The 21327-nt window shown below is 49.4% G+C and carries 21 protein-coding genes and 1 pseudogene; 16 read left to right on the forward strand and 6 right to left on the reverse strand.

The annotated features are described in order from the left end of the window. The first annotated feature begins 15 nt into the window (after window positions 1-15). Entirely contained in the window at window positions 16-741 is a 726-nt protein-coding gene (locus MCJ35_RS03225) for a DUF434 domain-containing protein (RefSeq protein ID WP_008721895.1), read from the forward strand. Between the two features lie 320 nt (window positions 742-1061). On the opposite strand, the gene MCJ35_RS03230 is transcribed toward MCJ35_RS03225, so the two are convergent. After that, on the reverse strand, window positions 1062-1595 hold the full coding sequence (locus MCJ35_RS03230) for a PadR family transcriptional regulator (protein WP_008721898.1): 534 nt from the start codon (window positions 1593-1595) through the stop codon (window positions 1062-1064). Window positions 1596-1720: 125 nt separating this feature from the next. On the opposite strand from MCJ35_RS03230, the gene MCJ35_RS03235 reads away from it, so the two are divergent. Beyond that, complete coding sequence (locus MCJ35_RS03235; RefSeq protein ID WP_025483022.1) at window positions 1721-3094, forward strand: MATE family efflux transporter; 1374 nt, start codon at window positions 1721-1723, stop codon at window positions 3092-3094. Here MCJ35_RS03235 and MCJ35_RS31835 read toward each other — a convergent pair. Then, a pseudogene (locus MCJ35_RS31835) lies at window positions 3063-3185 on the reverse strand (DUF6783 domain-containing protein); the annotation flags it as partial. The gene MCJ35_RS03235 and the pseudogene MCJ35_RS31835 overlap by 32 nt on opposite strands. On the opposite strand from MCJ35_RS31835, the gene MCJ35_RS31840 reads away from it, so the two are divergent. Next, window positions 3144-3272 (forward strand): DUF6783 domain-containing protein, encoded by a 129-nt coding sequence (locus MCJ35_RS31840; RefSeq protein WP_353656103.1) that lies wholly within the window; start codon window positions 3144-3146, stop codon window positions 3270-3272. The pseudogene MCJ35_RS31835 and the gene MCJ35_RS31840 overlap by 42 nt on opposite strands. Window positions 3273-3292: 20 nt before the next feature. Here MCJ35_RS31840 and MCJ35_RS03240 read toward each other — a convergent pair whose 3' ends face one another. Next, window positions 3293-3850 carry a TetR/AcrR family transcriptional regulator gene (locus MCJ35_RS03240; protein WP_025483021.1) on the reverse strand — a complete coding sequence of 186 codons (558 nt, stop codon included), beginning with the start codon at window positions 3848-3850 and terminating at the stop codon, window positions 3293-3295. Window positions 3851-4116: 266 nt separating this feature from the next. On the opposite strand from MCJ35_RS03240, the gene MCJ35_RS03245 reads away from it, so the two are divergent. Continuing rightward, window positions 4117-4821, forward strand: a complete 705-nt coding sequence (locus MCJ35_RS03245) for an alpha/beta hydrolase (RefSeq protein ID WP_025483020.1) — start codon at window positions 4117-4119, stop codon at window positions 4819-4821. An 83-nt stretch (window positions 4822-4904) separates the two neighbouring features. Here the strand turns inward: MCJ35_RS03245 and MCJ35_RS03250 are convergent, their stop codons facing one another. Next, a complete protein-coding gene (locus MCJ35_RS03250; protein ID WP_025483019.1) occupies window positions 4905-5612 on the reverse strand; it encodes a GntR family transcriptional regulator in 708 nt (235 codons plus the stop codon). A gap of 86 nt (window positions 5613-5698) precedes the next feature. Beyond that, the gene (locus tag MCJ35_RS03255) at window positions 5699-7096 is read right to left on the reverse strand and encodes an SLC13 family permease (RefSeq protein WP_008721910.1); all 1398 of its coding nucleotides are present in this window, start codon (window positions 7094-7096) and stop codon (window positions 5699-5701) included. A gap of 336 nt (window positions 7097-7432) precedes the next feature. Here MCJ35_RS03255 and MCJ35_RS03260 point away from each other — a divergent pair, with 336 nt between their 5' ends. From MCJ35_RS03260 to MCJ35_RS03295, 8 genes are all read left to right on the forward strand, one after another. Further along, the gene (locus tag MCJ35_RS03260) at window positions 7433-8098 is read left to right on the forward strand and encodes an ATP-binding protein (RefSeq protein WP_025483018.1); all 666 of its coding nucleotides are present in this window, start codon (window positions 7433-7435) and stop codon (window positions 8096-8098) included. A gap of 68 nt (window positions 8099-8166) precedes the next feature. Further along, a complete protein-coding gene (locus tag MCJ35_RS03265; RefSeq protein ID WP_025483017.1) occupies window positions 8167-8370 on the forward strand; it encodes a 4Fe-4S dicluster domain-containing protein in 204 nt (67 codons plus the stop codon). A gap of 50 nt (window positions 8371-8420) precedes the next feature. Beyond that, window positions 8421-9482: a 3-methyl-2-oxobutanoate dehydrogenase subunit VorB gene (gene vorB, locus MCJ35_RS03270; protein WP_008721915.1), complete on the forward strand. Its 1062-nt coding sequence runs from the start codon at window positions 8421-8423 to the stop codon at window positions 9480-9482. A 4-nt stretch (window positions 9483-9486) separates the two neighbouring features. Continuing rightward, window positions 9487-10236, forward strand: a complete 750-nt coding sequence (locus MCJ35_RS03275) for a thiamine pyrophosphate-dependent enzyme (RefSeq protein WP_025483016.1) — start codon at window positions 9487-9489, stop codon at window positions 10234-10236. Next, window positions 10233-10796: a 2-oxoacid:ferredoxin oxidoreductase subunit gamma family protein gene (locus MCJ35_RS03280; protein ID WP_025483015.1), complete on the forward strand. Its 564-nt coding sequence runs from the start codon at window positions 10233-10235 to the stop codon at window positions 10794-10796. Before MCJ35_RS03275 ends, MCJ35_RS03280 begins: the two co-directional genes overlap by 4 nt. After that, window positions 10793-12112: an acetyl-CoA hydrolase/transferase family protein gene (locus MCJ35_RS03285; RefSeq protein WP_120057220.1), complete on the forward strand. Its 1320-nt coding sequence runs from the start codon at window positions 10793-10795 to the stop codon at window positions 12110-12112. Before MCJ35_RS03280 ends, MCJ35_RS03285 begins: the two co-directional genes overlap by 4 nt. 278 nt (window positions 12113-12390) lie before the next feature. Beyond that, on the forward strand, window positions 12391-14748 hold the full coding sequence (locus MCJ35_RS03290) for a hypothetical protein (protein WP_025483013.1): 2358 nt from the start codon (window positions 12391-12393) through the stop codon (window positions 14746-14748). Between the two features lie 282 nt (window positions 14749-15030). Further along, window positions 15031-15999, forward strand: coding sequence for a tRNA dihydrouridine synthase (locus MCJ35_RS03295; protein WP_025483012.1), 969 nt, complete (start codon window positions 15031-15033; stop codon window positions 15997-15999). Window positions 16000-16150: 151 nt separating this feature from the next. On the opposite strand, the gene MCJ35_RS03300 is transcribed toward MCJ35_RS03295, so the two are convergent. After that, on the reverse strand, window positions 16151-16657 hold the full coding sequence (locus MCJ35_RS03300) for a superoxide dismutase family protein (protein WP_008721924.1): 507 nt from the start codon (window positions 16655-16657) through the stop codon (window positions 16151-16153). 301 nt (window positions 16658-16958) lie between these two features. Between MCJ35_RS03300 and MCJ35_RS03305 the strand changes: the two genes are divergently transcribed. The 4 genes from MCJ35_RS03305 (at window position 16959) to MCJ35_RS03320 (ending at window position 21315) form a co-directional block, all read left to right on the forward strand. Then, on the forward strand, window positions 16959-18077 hold the full coding sequence (locus tag MCJ35_RS03305; protein WP_025483011.1) for a hypothetical protein: 1119 nt from the start codon (window positions 16959-16961) through the stop codon (window positions 18075-18077). Between the two features lie 39 nt (window positions 18078-18116). Continuing rightward, window positions 18117-18620: a transcription elongation factor GreA gene (greA, locus tag MCJ35_RS03310; protein ID WP_025483010.1), complete on the forward strand. Its 504-nt coding sequence runs from the start codon at window positions 18117-18119 to the stop codon at window positions 18618-18620. 49 nt (window positions 18621-18669) lie between these two features. Continuing rightward, a complete protein-coding gene (locus MCJ35_RS03315; protein ID WP_025483009.1) occupies window positions 18670-19995 on the forward strand; it encodes an MATE family efflux transporter in 1326 nt (441 codons plus the stop codon). Between the two features lie 102 nt (window positions 19996-20097). Further along, window positions 20098-21315 (forward strand): AfsR/SARP family transcriptional regulator, encoded by a 1218-nt coding sequence (locus MCJ35_RS03320; protein WP_025483008.1) that lies wholly within the window; start codon window positions 20098-20100, stop codon window positions 21313-21315. Window positions 21316-21327: the final 12 nt, after the last annotated feature.

A 21327-nucleotide genomic window follows, 5' to 3' on the forward strand; every position in this document is an offset into this window, starting at 1 on the left:
GGGAGGACTTTAAGTATGGAGAAGATGGTTAAAAGAGGATATGTACCCAGCGACAAAAGGGAATTTTCCGAAGACGGGGTCAGGAAACTGCGTGCCGCGGGGAGTAATCTGTACTATTTGCTGAACCGGGGATATCCCATCAAGAGCGCCTCCGTATTTGTGGGAAACCATTATCTATTGTCTGAAAGGCAGCGGCTGGCCCTGGTGAGGGCTGTCTCACCGAAAGAGAATATCCGTTTAAGGATGGATAAGGAATTAAAGGGCGGTCTGGAAGGCTGCACGGTAAATATTGACGGCTTTAACATCATCATAACATTGGAAGTGGCGCTCTCAGGCTCCCCGCTGTTAAAATGCATGGATGGCACCATAAGGGATTTGGCTGGACTTAGGGGAACCTACCGCTTAATTGATAAAACGGACATGGCAATTACACGGATTGGAAAGGTTCTGGAGTCCAACCAGATCCGCAAAGCTGTATTTTATCTGGATTCCCCGGTTTCTAATTCCGGCAGGCTGAAAGAACGGATTGTGGAGCTGCTGGGCGGCTTTGATTTTGAGGTCCAGGCAGTTACCATACACAACGTGGATTCCGTGTTAAAACAGCAGGATCATGTCATTACCAGCGACGCCATCATATTGGATGACTGCATAAGCTGGTTTAACCTGACCAGGGAAGCAATTGAGCAGGAATTTGGAGATTATCCGTATATTGATATGGGAATTAGCCGGATTACGGAATAAGCGGGGGTGAGGGTATCGTCATCTCTGATCCGGCTGTTCCATCTATCTGCCGGACTTAATCATTCCATCCATCTGCTGGACTCAATCATTCCATCCATCTGCTGGACTCAATCATTCCATCCATCTGCCGGACTCAATCATTCCATCCATCTGCTGCACTTAATCATTACAATTATCTGCCAGACTCAACTATTACAATCAGCTGCTGGATTCAACCGCTGCAATCAACTGCCGGATTCATCTGCCACTTTTCTCCATACGCCCCCTTGGGAAGACTACAATTCCCCAGGGGGTTTCATTTACGCAGAATCAAGACCATATCATGTAAACATTTCTTTACCCTTCAGCGAGGCAATCCATGTTTCAATTGACTGCGCCAATGCATATTGCTGCTGTAAAACAGCCATACCTGTTTCCGGTATATCCGGCGCTGTTTCTTTTTCTCGGATGTTTTCTTCCAAATAGGCCTTTAAGGTTTTCACATTATCCTCAATATTGTCCAGACAGGATTTCTGTCCTTCTGGCGGAAGACCGGACAGGTTCACAATCACGGCATTGAAATCCAGAAAAAAGTGAATGGGCTGGGAAGCAATCTCATGCATGAGGCATTCGAATTTTTCTTCCCCGGTGTCTGTCAGTGAGTAGACTGCCTTCTCTGGCATTTTTCCCTCTTTTACAGGACTGCTTTTAATGTAACCTTTTTCTTCCAATTGGATTACCTTTTTGTATATGGAAGGTGTACTGATTTTTACCCACTTGGAAATGTTGCGGTACTCGACTAATTTCTGGATGTCATAGGCGCTTAACGGCTTCTTTTTCAACATGCCCAATACAACTAAATCTATGGATGCCATGATTCCCTCCTGTTTTTGTGATTGACAAATAGTATAAATTATAGTAGTATAATCGACAACGACAAAATACTATAATTTATACTACTATATTTTGCACTGTGTGTCAAGTGAAAGGAGAGTTAAACATGAATGGACGTAATACAAAAATGGAACTGCTGGGAAGTGCGCCAATACCAAAAGCGCTTGCCGCACTGGGCCTTCCAACCATGATCGGTATGCTGATTAACGCACTCTATAATCTGGTGGACACCTATTTTGTAGGAGGCCTGGGTACCAACCAGATGGGAGCGGTCACAGTGGCCTTTCCTCTTGGGCAGATTGTGGTGGGACTTGGCCTGTTGTTTGGTAATGGCGCTGCCGCCTGTCTTTCAAGGCTGCTTGGACGGGGGGACAGGGATACTGCCAACAAAGTGGCCAGCACCGCTGTGTACAGCAGCATTTTCATTGGGGCGATTGTTATCTGTGGTTCCATGATTTTCCTAAAGCCAATCCTGAAGCAGATTGGGGCAATGGAGGAAATCATGCCCTACGCAGTGACATATTCCAGCATTTATATCACATGTTCAATTTTTAATGTATTTAACGTTACCATGAATAACATCGTGTCAAGCGAGGGCGCGGCCAAAACAGCTATGTGTGCATTGATGGCAGGCGCTTTGCTGAATGTGGGATTGGATCCTGTATTTATTTATGGGCTCGACCTTGGGGTTGCCGGAGCAGCCATTGCTACAGCCATATCACAGATGGTTTCTACTTTCGTCTATCTGTGCTATATTTTCCGAAAGAAGAGTGTATTCAGTTTTAGTGTGAAGGAGTGTGACTTTTCCAAAGAAATCATGTCTGAGATTTTAAAGATAGGGATTCCCACACTGGTTTTTCAGCTGTTGACCAGTCTTTCAATCAGTATGATGAACGGCGCGGCCAGGGATTACGGAAGTTCCGCCCTTGCAGCCATGGGGCCTCTTACAAAAATCATGTCCATGGGCAGTCTGGTTGTATTTGGGTTTTTAAAAGGCTTCCAGCCCATTGCCGGGTTCAGTTATGGGGCAAAAAGGTTTGACCGTCTGAAGGAAGCAATCAGGACGTCCATCCTCTGGTCTACCGCGTTCTGTGTGATATTCGGTTCCGTGGCCGCCCTATTTTCCACCAGCATCATGTCCCTGTTTACAAAAGACGATATGGAAATGGTCCGTGTGGGGTCTATTGCATTGAGGGCAAACGGTCTTTCTTTCATGCTTTTCGGCTTCTATACGGTCTATTCCTTCCTGTTCCTTGTAATGGGAAAAGCCAGGGAAGGCTGTATCCTTGGTGCGTGCAGGCAGGGAATCTGCTTCGTGCCTGTCATCCTGGTGCTTCCCATGTTCTGGGGGCTTGGCGGGATTCTGTACGCCCAGCCCATTGCTGATGTTCTGTCTGGGATTATTACCGCGTGCATGGCGGTTCATTTACATAAAGAACTGGCAGCAGCTAAAACGCGGTTTTCCTCACCGGCGGTTTAGGACGTGTTTGAAAATTCATTCCCGCCATCTGTACGCCCCACTTCGCGGTATATTTGGTCCCAATTCGGTCAACGTAGCCCGCTACGCCTCCCTCATCAGGACCAAATCTCCCACAAAGTGGAACGCACAGCTGACGGAAAGCAATTTTCAAACACGCCCTAGGATTAATCCGTCATGATCCAGCCTCCCGGGCGTCTGTCAGTCATATTTCTGATGGACGCCCAGAAGGACCGTGTCCATGGCATCACATAACCCCTTCCTTGTTTCCTCAGGATTATTAAATGCAGAACGCAGCTGCAGGGTGGTATAGCCGTGTAACATGCCGGTGAGAAGATTTAATATTTCATCCACCTTTGGCGCCTTCAGATTTATGGAACGGATAAGGGTGGCCAGAAGAGTGGTGTAATCTCCGTAAATTATCGCAGTTTCATCATTTCCATGCCACGTGGCCCACTGGATGGTTTCATAAACCCCAGGGTGCTCTATCATGAAGTTAAGATATTCAACGCCCACGGACTTGAGGGCCATGTCGCCGGATTTACCGATGGCGGACCGGCACATCCTTTCATTCATGGTTCTCATTCCATTGTGGGCTACTTCCCGCAGCAGGTCTTCTAAACCGGCTATGTGGTTATAGAGTGACGGTGTGCGGATATTCAGTGCTTCAGCAACGGTTTTTAAGGAAATGCTGCCAAGCCCTTCTCTGTCGGCTATATCTGAAGCGGTTTGCACTACGGCTGCTTTTGTAACGCGCATGAGGAGTCCTCCCTTATTTAAAATGATTCTCTTTAGTAGTTTAACTAATAATATTAGCAGCGTCAATGGATATTAACCATGTCAATGAATCCGTTTGGATTCATTCGATTGTCAGGCTGTACGGATAGTGGAATCAAATTTTCAGACACGGCCTATCCTACATATTGACATCTGGCATATTTTCTTATAAAATACTAATTATATTAGTTTTTAAGTTATGATAATTAGTATAATTACTACCATAAGAAACCAACCAGGAGGACAAAATGAAAACCCAAAGAATCCATATTATGCAGACCCCTGCAATCATCTGGGGCGCCCCATCAGAGAAAGTATACCTGTACATACACGGTCAAGGCGGATATAAGGAGGAAGCCGAAGCCTTTGCAGGCATAGCATGCCGCCATTCATGCCAGGTCCTGAGTATTGACCTGCCCGGACACGGCGAAAGGAAAACGGAAGCCGGTTCGTTTGTCCCGTGGCATGTGGTGCCGGAACTGCTATCCGTCATGAGGTACATCCGCTTACATTGGCCCCATGTCTCCCTGTGCGCCAATAGTATCGGGGCGTGGTTCAGCCTGCTGGGCCTTGAAAGCAGATGGCTGGAGGAATGCCTGATGGTATCCCCCGTACCTGACATGGAACGCCTGATCTTAAATATGATGGCGCAGGCCGATGTGTCAGAGGAGCGGTTAAAGCGTGAACAGGTAATCAGGACTTCCTTTGGCCAGACATTGTCATGGGAGTATCTGACGTATACCAGGACACATCCAGTTACCAGATGGGAAGCACCCACATATATATTGTATGGCGGCGCTGATAACCTGATAGAACGCAGTGCTGTGGACAGGTTTACCCGGCAATTTAACTGCAGCCTGACTGTTCTGGAGCATGGCGGACATTGGTTCCATACGGAAGAGCAATTGGATTTTCTATATCATTGGATGGAGGCCTGCCTACAGAACGGTTGACATGGAAAAGCCGCAAACCCGGAATCGGATTTACGGCTTTCTCTTTACCCGGAACAGGGCGTGTTTGAAAAAGATGCCATGGCCTACTGCTTTTTGTACAGCTTCTCACGATAGGTCTGCACCGGCGCCGCGCCCTGGGGAATGGTATAAAAATAATTCAGCGCCGCCATCCTGCAGTGCTCGATATGGATCTTCATCTTCTCCGTGGCAGCGTCCACATTGTCCTCCAGCAGCAGTTTTAAAATCTCCAGGTTCTCTCCGGCGTCAATATGTACCGTGGCATGGTTCTGATGGACGAAATAAACAATCCGGCTGCTGATATCGTAAACACGGTGCATGACATCCACCATGTAACGGTTGCCGCAATGTTCTATGATGAACAGATGCATGGCGGTATCCAGCTGGATGCGGTCCATGGTTGTCTCATCAGGCTCCCCGTGTTCAAATCTCTGGCAGAAATACTGGATTTCCTCCTTGGGAAGCTGTGATGCAGCCAGACGGAGGATGGCTGGCTCAAATTCCAGGCGTATCTGGTAAATCTGCAGCACGTCGCTCAAAAGGATATCAGTGACATAGATTCCCTTTTTAGGAATGACCTTGACAAAGCCCTCATTTTCCAGACGGCTGACCGCCTCCCGCACCGGGGTGCGGCTGAGCTTCAGGCCTGCGGTGAGATGCGCTTCATTTAAAATGCTTCCAGGTGCATAGGTACAATTTATCAGGCGTTCTTTTATTATGTTATAAGCGTAATTTTTCAAATCGTTCCCCACAGTCGTAATTGTATCTGTCATAACGTCATACCCCCAGCTCGGTCAAGGACCGGTAATATTCTAATTATATAGGGATGGATATGAAAATACAATCATTAATCAATGAATCAGCACATTCCCAGGTATCTCCACAGCGGCACGCTTGCAATCAGGCCTAATACATGGATGACCATATAGGCATAGGACATGGAGACCACGTTTTTATGGGTCACAAGTCCATCCACAACAGCTTCGGCCTGCAGGTAATATGGATTGTGGAAGGACAGGTTCCAGACCAGCATTGCCAGATAATCCGCAAACAGGGTGATGAAGGGATGGATTCCCAAAGGCGCCCCGATAGGCAGGAAAATGGCCGCAATGATGGCAAGCGTGGCAAGTCCGGTACACTCCAGGTACCGCAGCAGGTATGTAGTCACGCACAAGAGGATGATGAATACATATACATTGGGCACGAACCGGATGATGACCGGGGCAGCCACACTTGCCAGCCAGTGATTAACCCCCACCACACCAAGGAGGGCGGAGATGGACAGCAGGGAGGCAACCAGGGTAATCAGTCCGCCCCATGGCACCAGGTCCTGAAAATCCTTCATGGTAAAGATACCTTTGAGGAACATGGCGCAGAAGGCAAGGGCTGCCACTGTATATGGTTTCAGACCGGTATAGGAGCCGGTAATCCAGAGCAGTATGGACAGGATAAGGATAATGGACGCGGCCTTCTCATCGCTGCTCATGGGCTTTAATTCCGCTATCTTGCGGTTAATCAGTTCCTTGGATATGTTCAGTTTTTCCTTTGGCCTGTAATATACCAGGATGAACAGGAAGGTAAGGGCCAGGTTTACGGCAAACCACACGGAACAGCACATGAACCAGCCGAACCAGCTAAAGGAATATCCTTCCCCCATCATGCCGATTAATACAAAGGTCATGGCGCTTCCAGTGAGGAATGCCATGGTATGGATGGCGGCCGGGACAAAAAAGGCGCAGAACAGCCCGGCAGCTGCCTTGCTGCCTTTTTCAATGTTGTTGGCCTTGGCCACGGAAGCGGCAAACGGGCCTAACACCGCGCATTTTGAATAGGAGTTGGGCACAATGGGCGACAGGATGGTGGAGGTGGCCATGATTGCAACCACCATACCGGTATAAGTAGCCGGGAAAAACTTGATGATGTTAAATGCAATCCGGTCAATCAGCCCTGTCTTTGCAATACCCGTGGCAAAGATCATCATCAGGATAACGGTCCACATGGTATCCCCGCTCCAGGCAGAGAACGCCTCCGGGAAGGTGCACACGTGGAAGGTAACAAATGCAACACAGGCAAACAGCGCAACAAGAGGAGCCGGATAAAGCTGAAGGATTAACAGAAGGACAGCTGTCATGAAGATGCCGAGATAGCGCATGCTTTCAACGGTCAGTTCCCCTGGGGGCCGGCTCAGACCGATGGCCAGCCCAATCAATATACATAGGATGCTCAGAACATATTTCTTAATATTTGCAGATTTCATGAAAAACCTCTCCCTGATATTTTATATTCGTAGGACGCGCAAACGTAAAAACTCCATGCACCTATAGTAGTACCTGCTTTGAAATAAGTCAATAGGGTTTTGTGCAATAAGCTTATAAAACACGTATATATCACGTATATTTTAGTTATATTTTAAGATTATATGTAAAATATTTTGGTTTTATTTTCGATTTATTAGATAATATGCATAAAAATTAAGATAAAAATTAGCAAAAACTATTAAAAATTACTTGCATTCCAAAAAACAGTGTGCTACAATCAGTCTCGCAAACGTAAAGCGAGGCTCTGAATTAAAAAAGAAAATGGAGAAAGGGGTATGGACATACACAACATTGTACTGCTGGGGGAAGCAGGAAGCGGAAAAACAGAAATAGCCGCCAACATAGCAATCCGCCTGGTAGAAAAGGATGAAAAGCCAGTGTATCTGATTGACATGGACCAGACAAAGTGTCTGTTCCGGGCCAGGGATTTTTCATCTTTATTAGAGAAAAGGCAGGTACATATGGCAGAAAACCAGGAGCTGTGGGATTCGCCCCTGATGCCTTTGGGGGTCAGCGCCCTGTTAATGGATGAAGGAATCCGGTGCATATTTGATGCAGGCGGGAATGCGGCAGGCGCAGCCATGATGGGACAATTTGCCGGACAGCTGACGGGGATGGCTACCGGTTATTACTATGTAATCAATCCCTGCCGTGCATTTTCAGGCACAGGGGAGGAGATTAAGGAAAGCCTGGATGCGATTATGGTATCAGCCCGCGTCCCGGCAGAACGGCTGGAAGTAATCGCCAACCCTTATATGGGCGGATACACAACAGCGGAGCTGATTGACGGATATTGCAGGAAGCTGGAACAGGAGCTTGTGAAGCTGGATTTAAAAATCACGTGCCTGGCTGTTTCCAAATCATTTTCCAAAGAAGTCAGGAAACTGACAAGGCTTCCGCTGCTGGAACTGGATACCTTTGTAGACAAACTGTATGTATGAAGCATGGATTAAGTAAAAGAACATGATTCAAACATGATAACATCATTAAAAGGAGAGGAAGTGTGATTATGGCTAAACTGGAAATCAGCAAAGAAAGCTGCAAAAGCTGTGGGTTATGTGTAAACGTATGCCCCAAACAGGTCCTGGAAATAGGGGAAGGAATCAATAAAAAGGGATACCGCCATGTGGTGGACGCCCACCCGGAAGCCTGCATTGCCTGCTGCATGTGCGCCCAGGTATGTCCGGATTGTGTCATTGAAGTATTTAAGTAAGAAAATGAAGGATTTAATAATGTAAAATGCACAGGAAAGGAAGAACAGTGATGGAAAGAAAATTTATGAAGGGCAATGAAGCCATTGCAGAAGCAGCCGTCAGGGCTGGCTGCCGGTTTTATGCCGGTTACCCCATTACACCCCAGAGCGAGGTGCCGGAGTATCTGTCCCGGGCGCTGCCAAAGGCAGGCGGGATATTTGTCCAGGGCGAAAGCGAGGTTGCATCCATTAACATGGTTTACGGGGCAGGGGCAGGAGGCACCCTTGCCATGACATCCACCTCAGGTCCGGGAATCAGCCTGATGGCAGAAGGGATTTCCTCCCTGGCAGCTGCCCGGGTGCCATCGGTGATAGTAGATATCATGAGGGCCGGCCCCGGTACCGGTGTCATGAAGCCGGCCCAGTCCGACTATTTCCAGATTAACCGGGCTTCGGGCCATGGGGGGTATCAGACCATCAACTATGCCCCGGCAACCATCCAGGAAGCAGTGGACCTTGTGACCAAAGCATTCCAGGTAACCCAGAAGTACCGCATGCCTGTTTTCGTATTTGCAGACAGCCTTGTGGGCGGATTGATGGAGGCAGTGACCCTGCCCGAACCGCAGGAACCGCCAAAGACACCTGAGTGGGCGGTAATCGGCAAGGGATACCACGGCGGAAAGCCCAATATTGTGCTCAATGCCTCCTTTGTGGAAGAACAGCAGATGAAGAAGGCCCAGGAGTGGGCTGGGATTTACGAGGGATGGAAAAAGGATGAGGTCATGGTGGAAGAATACATGACAGAGGATGCGGATTTCGTGCTGACAGCATATGGCTCCTGCGGCCGCATCTGCCACACCTGTGTGGATGAACTGCGGGAAGCCGGTTATAAGGCGGGACTGGTACGCCCCATCACCACCAACCCGTTCCCGGCAGAGGCATACAGGAAGCTGATAGGAAAAGTACGGTTCATTCTGGATGTGGAGATGGCAATCCCGGCGCTGATGGCAGAAGATGTCCGGCTGGCCGTGGGGGACCACCTGCCAATCCACACCTGCCTGACCACAGGCGGTGTGATTGTGGATTCAGATGAAGTGGTCAGATGTGCAATCAGACTTGCGAAAGGAGAGTGAAACAATGGAAAAAGTATACAGCAGGCCAGAAAGCCTTGATATTTCAAATAATAAATTTTGCCCGGGCTGCATGCACAGCACCTTTATTAAAATCTGCATGCAGGTAATTGATGAACTGGGGATTGCGGACCGGGCGGTGGTAATCCAGCCCATTGGGTGCGCCAACAACAGCTCCCCCTGTATTGCCATTGACCAGGGCTGTGCCCTCCATGGCCGCGCCCCGGCCTATGCAACAGGATTAAAACGCTGTCACCCGGATTCCATCGTGTTTACATACCAGGGGGACGGGGACCTCAGCTCCATTGGCTTTGCAGAGGTAATGCACGCCGCGAACCGCGGTGAGAACATATGTGTTTTCTATATTAACAACTGTAACTACGGCATGACTGGAGGCCAGATGTCCCCAACCACACTTATTGGCCAGAAGACCACCACCTGTGTGGAGGGCAGGAACCCGGATCTGACCGGATATCCCATGCACATGGCGGAACTGGTGGCAACCCTGAAAGGGGTGGTGTATTCCGGGCGGTTTGCCCTTGATACCCCGGCCCATATCAAAAAGGCCAAGGACGCCCTTAAAAAGGCGTTTGAGAACCAGATTGACAACAAGGGATTTTCCTTTGTGGAAATGCTCAGCAACTGCCCGACCAACTGGGGCCTGTCACCGATTGAGAGCGTGAAAATGCTTCAGGAGCAGGTAATGAAGGAATTTCCCCTGGGTATCTACAAAGACAACGAGGAGGTGGAGAAATGATTAACCGTTTAATGATTGCCGGCTTTGGCGGGCAGGGTGTCATGATGATTGGAAAGTTAATCGGCCAATGTGCCATGGAACAGGACCTGAATGCCACATTTTTCCCGTCCTACGGCGCTGAACAGAGGGGAGGCACTGCCAACTGTACGGTCATCCAGTCTGACCGGATGATAGGCTCCCCCACCTCCAGCAGGCTGGATGTACTGTGCGCCCTGAACCAGCCGTCCATGGTGGACTTCCTGCCCAGGCTGCGTCCCGGCGGGACCCTGCTGGTCAACAGTTCCATTGTGGATGTTTCCGCTGTGGAGAGGGATGACATCCAGATTGTGCAGGTGGACATCGACAACATGGCCTACGATTTGGGGAACCGGAAGGTAGCCAATGTAATCATGTTCGGGGCCTATATGGCCCTGGTCAACACCATACCCCTTGACAAGGCAGAGGAAATCGCCATGCACAAGCTGGGCAGGAAGCCGGAGCTGATTGAATTAAACCGCAGGGCCTTCAAAGCCGGGGCTGATGTGGTGCGCAGATTAAAAGAGGCAGGTGAGTTCCGATGAACCGGTATCTGGAAGAATATAAGGCCAGACAATGCACGGTGGATGATGCCCTGGCAGCAATCCGGGACGGTGATTTCGTGGCCACCAGCGGCGGTGTGAATGCGCCTTTGTTATTTTACAAAAATCTCCATAAAGTTGCCCCAAGGCTGAAACAGGGAATCGATTTCTTTTATGGCACAACCTATAAAAAAGGCGACTTTGAGTTCCTGGAAAGCCAGGCATGCAAGGGGAAAATCAGGACGCTGTCAGGCTTCGTGCTCTGCAAGGATGAGCGCGGGTACATCCAGGAAGGCCGGGTGGACTATGTGCCCACCCATTACCACAGCCAGGGCATGAAAATGATTCAGGCCAGGGGCGGTCTGGATGTATATGTGGCGGCTGTCTGCCCCATGGATGAGCGGACCGGGTACTTCCGGACTTCCCTTTCCAATGTCAACGAAACGGATTTCCGCAATTCGGCAAAAAAAATATTCCTGGAAGTGGTCCCAAGCCTTCCGGTCATTTACGGCAATAATGAGATACATATCAGCGAGGCCGACGGAATTTACGAATATGACCATCCGCTTGAAACCATGGATCCGCTTCCCTTCGGGGAAGTGGAGAAACAGATTGGCAGTTATGTGGCCGGACTGGTGGAGGACGGCTCCACCATCCAGCTTGGCATCGGCGCAATCCCGGATGCGGTGGCCCATGCGTTCATGGACAAGAAGGACCTGGGCGTGCACACGGAAATGATAACCAACAGCATACTGGAGCTGGTGGAGGCCGGGGTGGTGACCGGGCAGAGGAAAAGCATAAACAGGGGAATCATCATAGGCGCATTCAGCCGCGGTTCCCAGAAACTCTATGACTTCATGGACCATAACCCCTGTGTGGCCATGAATCCCTGCAGCTATGTCAACAATCCCCATGTGATTGCCCAAAATTACAAAATGGTGTCTGTGAACACGGCCATGGGAATAGACCTGCTGGGCCAGGTGTCCTCAGAAAGCATCGGATACATGCAGTACAGCGGGAGCGGCGGCCAGGTTGACACGGTAACCGGCGCAATCCACGCCACGGGAGGCAAGTCCATCATTGCCCTGGCATCCACTGCTAAAAACGGCACGCTGTCAAAAATCTGTATATCCCATGCGCCCGGCACGGCAGTCACGCTGTCCAGGAACGATGTGGACTATGTGGCGACAGAGTACGGAATCGTGCGCCTGAGCGGCAGGACCGTTAAGGAGCGGGCAAAACTCCTTATCAGCATCGCCCATCCCAGGTTCCGCGAAGAATTGACGGCGCAGGCCGGTAAGGCGGGGCTGCTTTTATAGGGGATACGGATGAATCATCGTATAATCTATAGGGTAGCCATTCTATAGCCATCCTATAGTCAGTCATCCTATAGTCAGTCATCCTCCTGCAACTGACAATGGAAAATCCTGCGGATTGTTGTTATAATATAAACAGACATTATGGTTTATGGATGGAATGGGTCTGGCAGGCAATCCTATCCCGCAGCAGAGGGTATATCCTGTCCTTCAGGGGGGGGGGGAGGATATGCATCCTTGCGGCAGACCGGGATTTCCGTCATGAAAACAGGAGGAGCTATATGGGCGGATGTATGAAAATGCAAGTGGGAAAACATTACGGCAGGATTAAGCCATTCATCCTGCTGGTGCTGGCAATCTGTGCAGCATTAGCATCAGGCGGCTGCGCTGCGCCGGCCGGGACAGGAGAAAAGACTACATCTTTGTCAGACAATGGGGCCGGGAACCGGAAGGGGGAAGAGGACCAGGCGGAACAAGGCGCGGCGGATCCTGTCCAAAAGCCTGCCTATGTCTATTACATAAAAGATGCAAATCTCATGCGTGCGGATGTAAACAGCCCCATGGAGGCCGGAAAGAACCCATCCCTTGTCATGGCGGGAATAGGGAAAAACGTCAATCTCAAGGATTACTATGATGTAAGCCTGTCTGAAGACGGCAGCTTCCTCGCCTTTCAGTTTGAGACAGATGGGGGCCTGTTCCTTGATGATGCGGTACTGGTTGCTGTCAACAATGAGGACGGCACCTCCCAAATCATCCATGAGGGCTACGCCAACACCGCCATGTGCGGCAATAAACTGCTGTTTCAGGTTGAGCATGAAGCAGGAAATGAAGCGGGAAATGAAGCAGGGGGACTGGCTGATGTGCAGTATGACCTGTATTCCTATACGCCGGAGCAGGGAAAGAAGCTGGAGGCATCCGGCTTGTATAACTTCTTTCCTTCCAAGGACGGCTCCGCTGTCTGCATTACAAAAATGGATGAGGAGTGGGTTCAAGACCTGTACCTGGCTGAGGACGGCAGGGAAGTCCTCCTGGCAGATGAAATGAATTTTGCAGGCGCCAATGAGGATTACAGTGTCATCTATGCACAGCGTACGGTTGAGGAGGAGGATGGGTTTTACTATGAACTCCTTAAGCTGGGAAAAGACGGCGCCAAAGAGCCGGTCCTCACAAAAGAGGACCAGGCAGGAGCTTATTATCTGGACCCGGATTCCGGCAATCTATATACCTTTGTCTATGGAAAGGAAGGGCGGAATACCCTGTCCTATTCCTCGGAAGGGGAGAAGAAGCTGCTGTCGGACCAGGTATCCATGGTGTGGGAATACATACGCGAACCTGAATGGCTGGATGGGAAGTCCATGATTATCTATCAGTCCGGTCCGGCCGGAAAGGAGACGCTGTATGAGGCTGTGGACGGGAATGCCTGTGCATTCACGGTTCCCGGCATGCCGGAAGACTGGCTGGACGGATATTTTAAGAAAATCACAGGCATGGAAAATGGCATCTATCTGACCGTATCAAAACTGAATGATGCATATCAGGCAGAGGAAAGCTGGATATACAGATATAAGCTGTCCTCCGGTCAGCTGAGCCAGACGCCTGAATGCGTGGCACATGGAACCGACCTATATCTGGTTGATGAAAGGGATGGAAAAGCTTTTTACACAGACAGCATTTCCGGGAACCAGATTCTATATTGCGAAGGAACCAGGATCCTTGATAAGGTCAATCCCGAAACGCTGCGCCAGCTGGATGGCAGCGCCGGGGAGTATTTTGTATTCCAGGAAAAGGACGGGGCAGTGCCTGACCTTATGAGGATTACCACGGCCGGTTCATCCAAGGTATTCCGTGAAAATGTTGTCCAGTGCGAACCATATGCAGGAGGAATGCTTCTGCTTTCTGACTGCCGGGACAGTTATCCGTATCTGGGTACGCTTTCATTCTATAATACTGACGGGACACAGGTGATTGACGAAGGCGTGACTGTATTTTTCCAGCACGACAGGAATCGGTTTGTGGATGTGGTGCCCTGGGACTGGAACTGGAGCGGACAGGATGAAAATGGAGCGCTTGGGGAGGATGCCAACAGTGACTTCGACCCGGGACGGGATTATCTGGACAGGGCATATATTGACGGTTCTGTATTTTATGATACGGAGTACGGATTCCATATAGACCTGAAGGAAAATGAGAATCAGGGATACTATCATGAGATACACGGTTTTGGAGATGCGGTGTCGCTGTCATGCTTTGATGAAGAAGGCAATGAACGATACAGTATCTATATGACGGATGGTTACACTGCCCTTAAGGAATACGACAATGCCGCCGCCTTTGGACAGTGGATGAAGGATGTATACGATTCCACCATGAAAGAATACGGCTATGATATAGGGGAAGATGACTTCACGGTGGAAAAGGCAGAGGACATCCTGCTGGATGGCAGAAAGGCAATTAAGCTTGTAACCCATACGGACAACGGCCTGATGACAGCCGGCTCCACATTCATCCGGTACTTTATTCCGGATGAGGAGAATGACCGTATGATAGAACTGTCCAGACAGTTTCTGGCGGATCTGGAGGACGAGGAGGATCTGGAGGCATATCAGATGTTTGTGGAGTCTTTGAAGTGGGATGATTGAAAGGAAGATATGGTTTGTCCGCTGCATCCTTTATGATGAGATATAAAACCCTATTCAAATGTTTCAAATGTTTCAGTACCATCCAAGCGCACCGGTAAGTGGATATCCCACATGACCGGTGCGCTTTTTATGTGGAATCAGGGGGCGATATAAATTTCCTGCACTGGGTTTCTGAAATCAATGGAATATGCTATACTAAACCTATTATGCATTATCATACATATTATTATAGAAGGAACAGACACAGCAATTAATATAGAAGAAACGGACGGAACAATCAATATGGAATTTTACATGGCCCCCATGGAGGGGCTTACGGGATATATCTACAGAAATGCATACCACACATGCTTTACCCCCATGGACTTATATTACACCCCCTTCATCTCACCCAAGGCCAGGGGATGTTTAAGTTCCAGGGAGATAAATGACATCCTGCCGGAACACAACAAGGGTCTTCATGTGGTGCCGCAGATACTGACCAACCAGGCGGAGGATTTCCTTACCGTGGCCAGGATACTGAAAGACTATGGCTATCAGGAAGTCAACCTGAATCTGGGCTGTCCGTCAGGTACCGTGGTGTCCAAACATAAAGGCGCTGGTTTCCTGGCTTTAACCTGCGGTTTAAATTCATTTCTAAGTACTGTTACGGAACAGCTTGAGGTGCTGGGGATGGAGCTTTCGGTAAAGACAAGGCTGGGCATGGTGACGCCGGATGAATTTTATGAACTGCTGGATATTTACAATCATTATCATCTGAAGCGGCTGATCATACATCCCAGAATCCGCACGGATTACTACAGGAATACCCCCAATTGGGAAATGTTCCGGCATGGACTGGAGAACAGCGCAAACCATGTCTGTTACAATGGGGATATATTCACGGTGGAAGATTTTAAAAGTCTGTCCCGGTCATATCCGGAACTGGATGAGGTGATGCTGGGCCGCGGAATCATAGCCAATCCCGGACTGGTGGGTGGGATAAGGACAGGACGGCCCGTGGATAAGAAACAGCTCCGGGAATTCCATCAGCTCCTGTACGAGGGATACCGCGGGATTATGTCCGGAGACCGGAATGTTTTATTCAAGATGAAGGAAATCTGGGCTTCCATGATCCAGATATTCGCTGACTCTGAAAAGCATGGAAAGAAAATAAAAAAAGCCCAGCATCTCACCGAGTATGAAGCCGCGGTAAGCAGCATTTTCTCAGAACTGGACATTGCAGAAGGAGCAGGGTTCAAATTGTATTAAAATGGAAAGTGTGCTATACTTTTAGGAAACCGGACCAAACCCTGGCACGCCTGCAAAGCTAGCCGTAGGGACCATTACGCCGCCGCTTTGCAGACGCACACCTGACACAGATATCAGGCACTGACTTCACCGGTATTTACGCAAGGCTGCTCTAGTCAGGATAATCCGCCTTTATAATGGTACCGCAGGCTATTTTACTCCCCGAATTGCCGGAAGGCTGACTGCGGAAATCATCGGCCTGGCTGTGGATGATGACAGACCTGCCGATAATTTCATCAATGCCAAAACGTTTGTCATAAAAGGCCGACCAGGCATACCCTTCATTGCCTAACACGGGAAGCAGGTCGCCTGCATGATTGGGGTGCGCGGCATTCGTTGGGTTATAATGTTCACCGGTGTTGGCGAAATTATCTGAACAGTCGCCGTTCTGATGGATGTGCATGGCATAGAAATTCGAAGAGCCGGCTACATTCTTATTGGGAAGATTAAAAATCTCGGCTTCCACCAGCACGCCCTGGTAGGGAGTCTGATAGAATTTAACAAGGCCGCTTATTGCGGGGGCGGATGCCCCGCCTCTTACCCAGGCAACAGCGGCAGGTGCCCTGAAACGCAGTAAATCTGCAAAGACGTCAGCGGGAGTGACAGACTGGTTATCCATGATGGTCTCCTGAAAAGGTTTATTCCCTATAGGATATGCTGACAAAAAAAGAATGTGACCAAACATGCACTGCCATTGCATGTCCAGGCCACATCCGTCATATAAAATGGAGGGGGCCGGCAGAAGGGGTGCTGCCGGCCATAGGTATGAAAAAGTGTCTTCCTGTATAGTAAAAGGTCTATCACCTTACAAGTAATACTATACAGGGAAAATGTGACTAAAATTTGAGCATACGCTAAAGAATCACTAAAGAAACTTAAGTAAACATAAACAATTTATAAAAGGCAGGAGTGATATCTATATGAAGGGACGTTTTTGGAAAATATTAGCGGTTTCAGCAGCTCTTAGCATCTGTTTATCCACCGCCGCCTATGCAGGCACCTGGATATCAGAAAGCGGACAGTGGAAATACAGGAATGATGACGGTTCCTTTGCAAAGGGATGGTTTCAGGATCTGGACAGCAAATGGTATTATTTTGATGCCAATGGACACATGCTGTCAGATACCGTCACGCCGGACGGATACCAGCTGGGTGCAGATGGGGCGTGGGTGGATATTGACCCCTATGCCTCATATGATGCCGATTATCCGTTAAAGGATTATGTGGACAAAGCCGGACTGCAGTACGTAGATGCGGTCATGGGCTACAACAAGAAGGGTGAGCCTATCATGGAACGCCGTCTGAGGCAGGATGGGATATTCAGCCTTTACAATTACTTCGGTCTGTCAGACGACCTGTGCAAGGCGCTGTACGGCGAGGATACGGACCAGATTGGAACCGGGGAAAATGCCGTTGACGGGGACAGCCTTCTGGTCCTTGCCCAGACAGCCCTTTACCAGGAAGCAGTGGGAAGCGACACCTATAAACAGCAACGCAATGCCCTGGCAATCGTGATACGGGATTATCTGGGCAGCTTCCAATGGCGCACGGTCAGCGAACTGGAGCGCGCCAGGAACGCTGCTTTCTATATTGCCTCCAACTGTACGTATGATAAAACCCTGTATGACCGGTTCGTTGCCGGTGAAAATACAAGCGGCGATCCGTCATTTACAGCCTATGGCTGTCTTGTGAACCACAAGGCGGTGTGCGAAGGCATGTCGGTGGCGTATCAGCTTTTAGCCAGGGCAACCGGACTGAACAGTTTCTGCGCCCCGGATGATAATGACAAGGACCATATGTTTGTCTATGTACAGGCGGACGGGAACTGGTACAAGGTGGACCTGGCAGTGACCGGCCTTATGCCCCAGGCATTGGTAAAACGTTGCTTTACCAATACAGCCAATCAGGAAGTGGAACGGATCATGAAAACGTATTTTGATGAGGAAAATCCTCACAGAGAACATATGAACCTTGACAGCCTGGCGCCAGGGGCTGTGTATGATCTTAAAAGCAGCAACCAGATGCGGGGATATCAATAGTATATCCATTATAGTGTATCAGAAAGGCAGTGATTTAGGATGTTTGATAATCTGACAAAAAGTGATATTGAAAAAATGCAGGAAGAGATAGAGTACCGCAAGCTGGTGGTCCGGAAGGAAGCGCTGGAGGCGGTCAAGGAGGCCAGGGCCCATGGGGACCTGAGCGAGAACTTTGAGTACAAGGCTGCAAAGCAGGACAAGAACCGCAATGAAAGCCGTATCCGTTATCTGGAGAAGATGATAAAGACAGCCAGGATTATTTCCGATGAGTCCAAGGACAACGAAGTGGGGCTGGGAGACACGGTTGAAATATATATACCGGATGACGATGAGACAGAACGGTATAAGCTGGTGACAACCGTGCGGGGAAACTCCCTTCAGGGCCTGATCAGCATTGACTCGCCCCTGGGAAAGGCAATCCGCAGGCACAAGGTGGGGGACAGGGTACATGTGAAGGTGGATGACCGCTTTGGCTATGACGTGGAAATACGTTCCATTGATAAAAGCACGGGCGGGGAGGACGATAAACTGCGCAGCTTTTAACTGCGCAGTTTTATGATAAGAGTTAAGGTAATCTTAAGGAGAGACAATCATGGCTGCTGTAAACATGACAGAGGGAAATATAACAAATCATCTGGTCCGCTATTCGGTTCCGCTTATCCTGGGCAATCTGTTCCAGCTCACGTACAATGCAGTGGACTCCATCATAGCGGGCCGTTTCATAGGGAAGCAGGCCCTGGCAGCGGAAGGCACTGCCAGCCCGGTCATGAACATTGTCATCCTGGGCATTTCCGGCATCTGTATGGGAGCTTCCGTGCTGATGAGCGAATTCTATGGGGCAGGGCAGCATGATAAGCTGAAACGGGAAATGTCCACTACGGTCATATTCGGCTGTTATTTCTCGGTCATTGTTGCGATTCTTGGAGTGTTTTTCTCACGTCCACTCCTTGCCGTCCTGAATGTGCCGGATGAAATCCTTGGAATGGCCTCCACCTATCTGTCCATCATATTTTTAGGCGCGCCCTTTACCTACTTTTATAACGCTGTGTCGGCCGCGTTGAAAAGTGTGGGGGATTCCAAGACACCCCTTAAATTCCTCGCATTTTCTTCCATACTAAATGCGGTCCTGGATTTGATATTCATCGGCGGCCTGGGCTTTGGGATTGTGTGTTCGGCTGTCACCACCGTGATTGCGGAAGCTGCTTCCGCAATCCTGTGTATCATCTATGTATATAGGAAGATACCCATGCTGCAGCTCCGCAAGGGGGAATTCACCATGGACCGCCTGCTTCTCAAACAGACGTTGCGATACGGAAGCGTGACAGCTTTGCAGCAGTCCTGCCAGCCTATTGGAAAGCTGTTGATCCAGGGGGCCATTAATCCGTTGGGAGTGGATTTGATTGCCGCGTTTAACGCGGTAAACAGGATAGATGATTATGCATTCACTCCGGAGCAGAGTATTTCCCATGGAATAACAACTTTTGTGGCCCAGAACAGGGGAGCCGGGAAAACAGAGCGTATTAGGAAAGGGTTTTCTCATGGGCTGCGGCTGGAATTCCTCTATTGGGTGTGTATCGGACTTATAATCACATTGTTCAAAAAGCCGTTGATGGGACTATTCGTCACTGCTGGCAATGAGGGGATTGTGAAGCTGGGCAGCAGTTATCTGGCTTTGATGGCGGTCTTTTACATATTCCCGGCATTTACTAATGGTATCCAGGGATTTTTCCGCGGAATGGGGAATATGAGCATAACGCTTCTGGGGACGTTTGTCCAGACCGGCCTGCGGGTGGTGTTTGTATATCTTCTGGCGCCTGCTATTGGGATGCAGGGCGTGGCATATGCCTGCGCCATTGGATGGAGCGTCATGCTTTTGGTAGAGATTCCCTATTATTTCTGGTTCATGAGGGGGAAATAGCGGTAATTAGAGGAAAATTGGGAAGATTTGTAGAAAAAAGGCACGGAATAATGTACAATGGTGTTATATGCAATATAACGCTATTGTGCAGGGGGATACAATATGAATACAGAGCAGGATGCCTATGTACCGGGGATGGAGCATGAGGGCATAACCGTATTTATGATGGGAACAGTCATGGTGGAGTACAACAGGAAGCCCATGCCGCTTATGGGGAATCCACAGGGGAAGATGCTTCAGCTGTTCCTGATTCTTTTATACGCAGGGGATAAAGGCGTACTCAGGGAAGAACTACTGGACATGCTCTACGGCAATGGGGAGAATACGAATCCGTCCGGCAGCCTGAGGGCGGCGGTGTTCCGGCTGAGGAAGACCCTGGAGGGCTGTGGATTGCCGGAGCATGAATACATACGCACTGACAGTGGCATATACCGGTGGGACAGCGGAGGCGTACCTGTCTATATTGATGCAAAGGACTTTGAGACAACAGCCCGCAAAGCACTGAAACAAAAGGATGAATTCCTTTTAAAGAGGGCCTGCGGGTTATATCAGGGAGAGTTCATGGCCCAGCTGGCAGGAGAGAAGTGGGTATCTATCATTGGGGTCCGGTGCCAGGAACTGTATTTTGACTGTCTCAGGATGGCATATTATATCATGAAGGAGAACCGGGAATACACAGACCTGCTGGAGTTGTCCTCAGCCGCCTGTGAGCTTTATCCCTACGAAGAATGCCAGATTATGAAGATTGACTGTCTGATTGCCATGAAACGCTTCAAGGATGCCATGCAGGTATATGACCAGGCGGTGACCCAATACTTTGAGGAACAGGGACTGCCTCCGTCTGAGAAGATGCTGGAACGGTTCAGGACCATGAGCGGCCAGATACGCTATACCTCTGATACGCTTAAGGACATAAGGGACAGCCTGCATGAAAGGGACCGGGTGAACGGCCCATACTATTGTTCCTATCCCGCGTTCATAGACTGCTACCGGCTCTTGGTCCGCATGTCGGAGAGGATTGATTTCACCAATGTGCTTCTGTGCTGCACCCTGCTGGACTCCAAAGGAAAGCCGCTGGATGCAGGAGGGGAACTCTTAAAGGCAGCATCCTCCAAGCTCCATGAAGCCATCGGCAAATCAATCAGGAAAGGGGATGTGTTCACCTGCTACAATCCCAGCCAGTACCTGGTGATGCTCAACGGCACCTCCCAGGAATACTGTCTCAGGATATACGAACGTATTGACAGGAACCTCCATCTGTGGGACGGAGGGAGAAGGGTGAAGCTGAACTATCAGGTAATGCCTGAAAGCCTGCTGTAACAGAAACTGAAT

The organism is Enterocloster sp. OA13 (genome assembly GCF_022440595.1).
GTDB classification, from domain to species: domain Bacteria; phylum Bacillota; class Clostridia; order Lachnospirales; family Lachnospiraceae; genus Enterocloster; species Enterocloster hominis.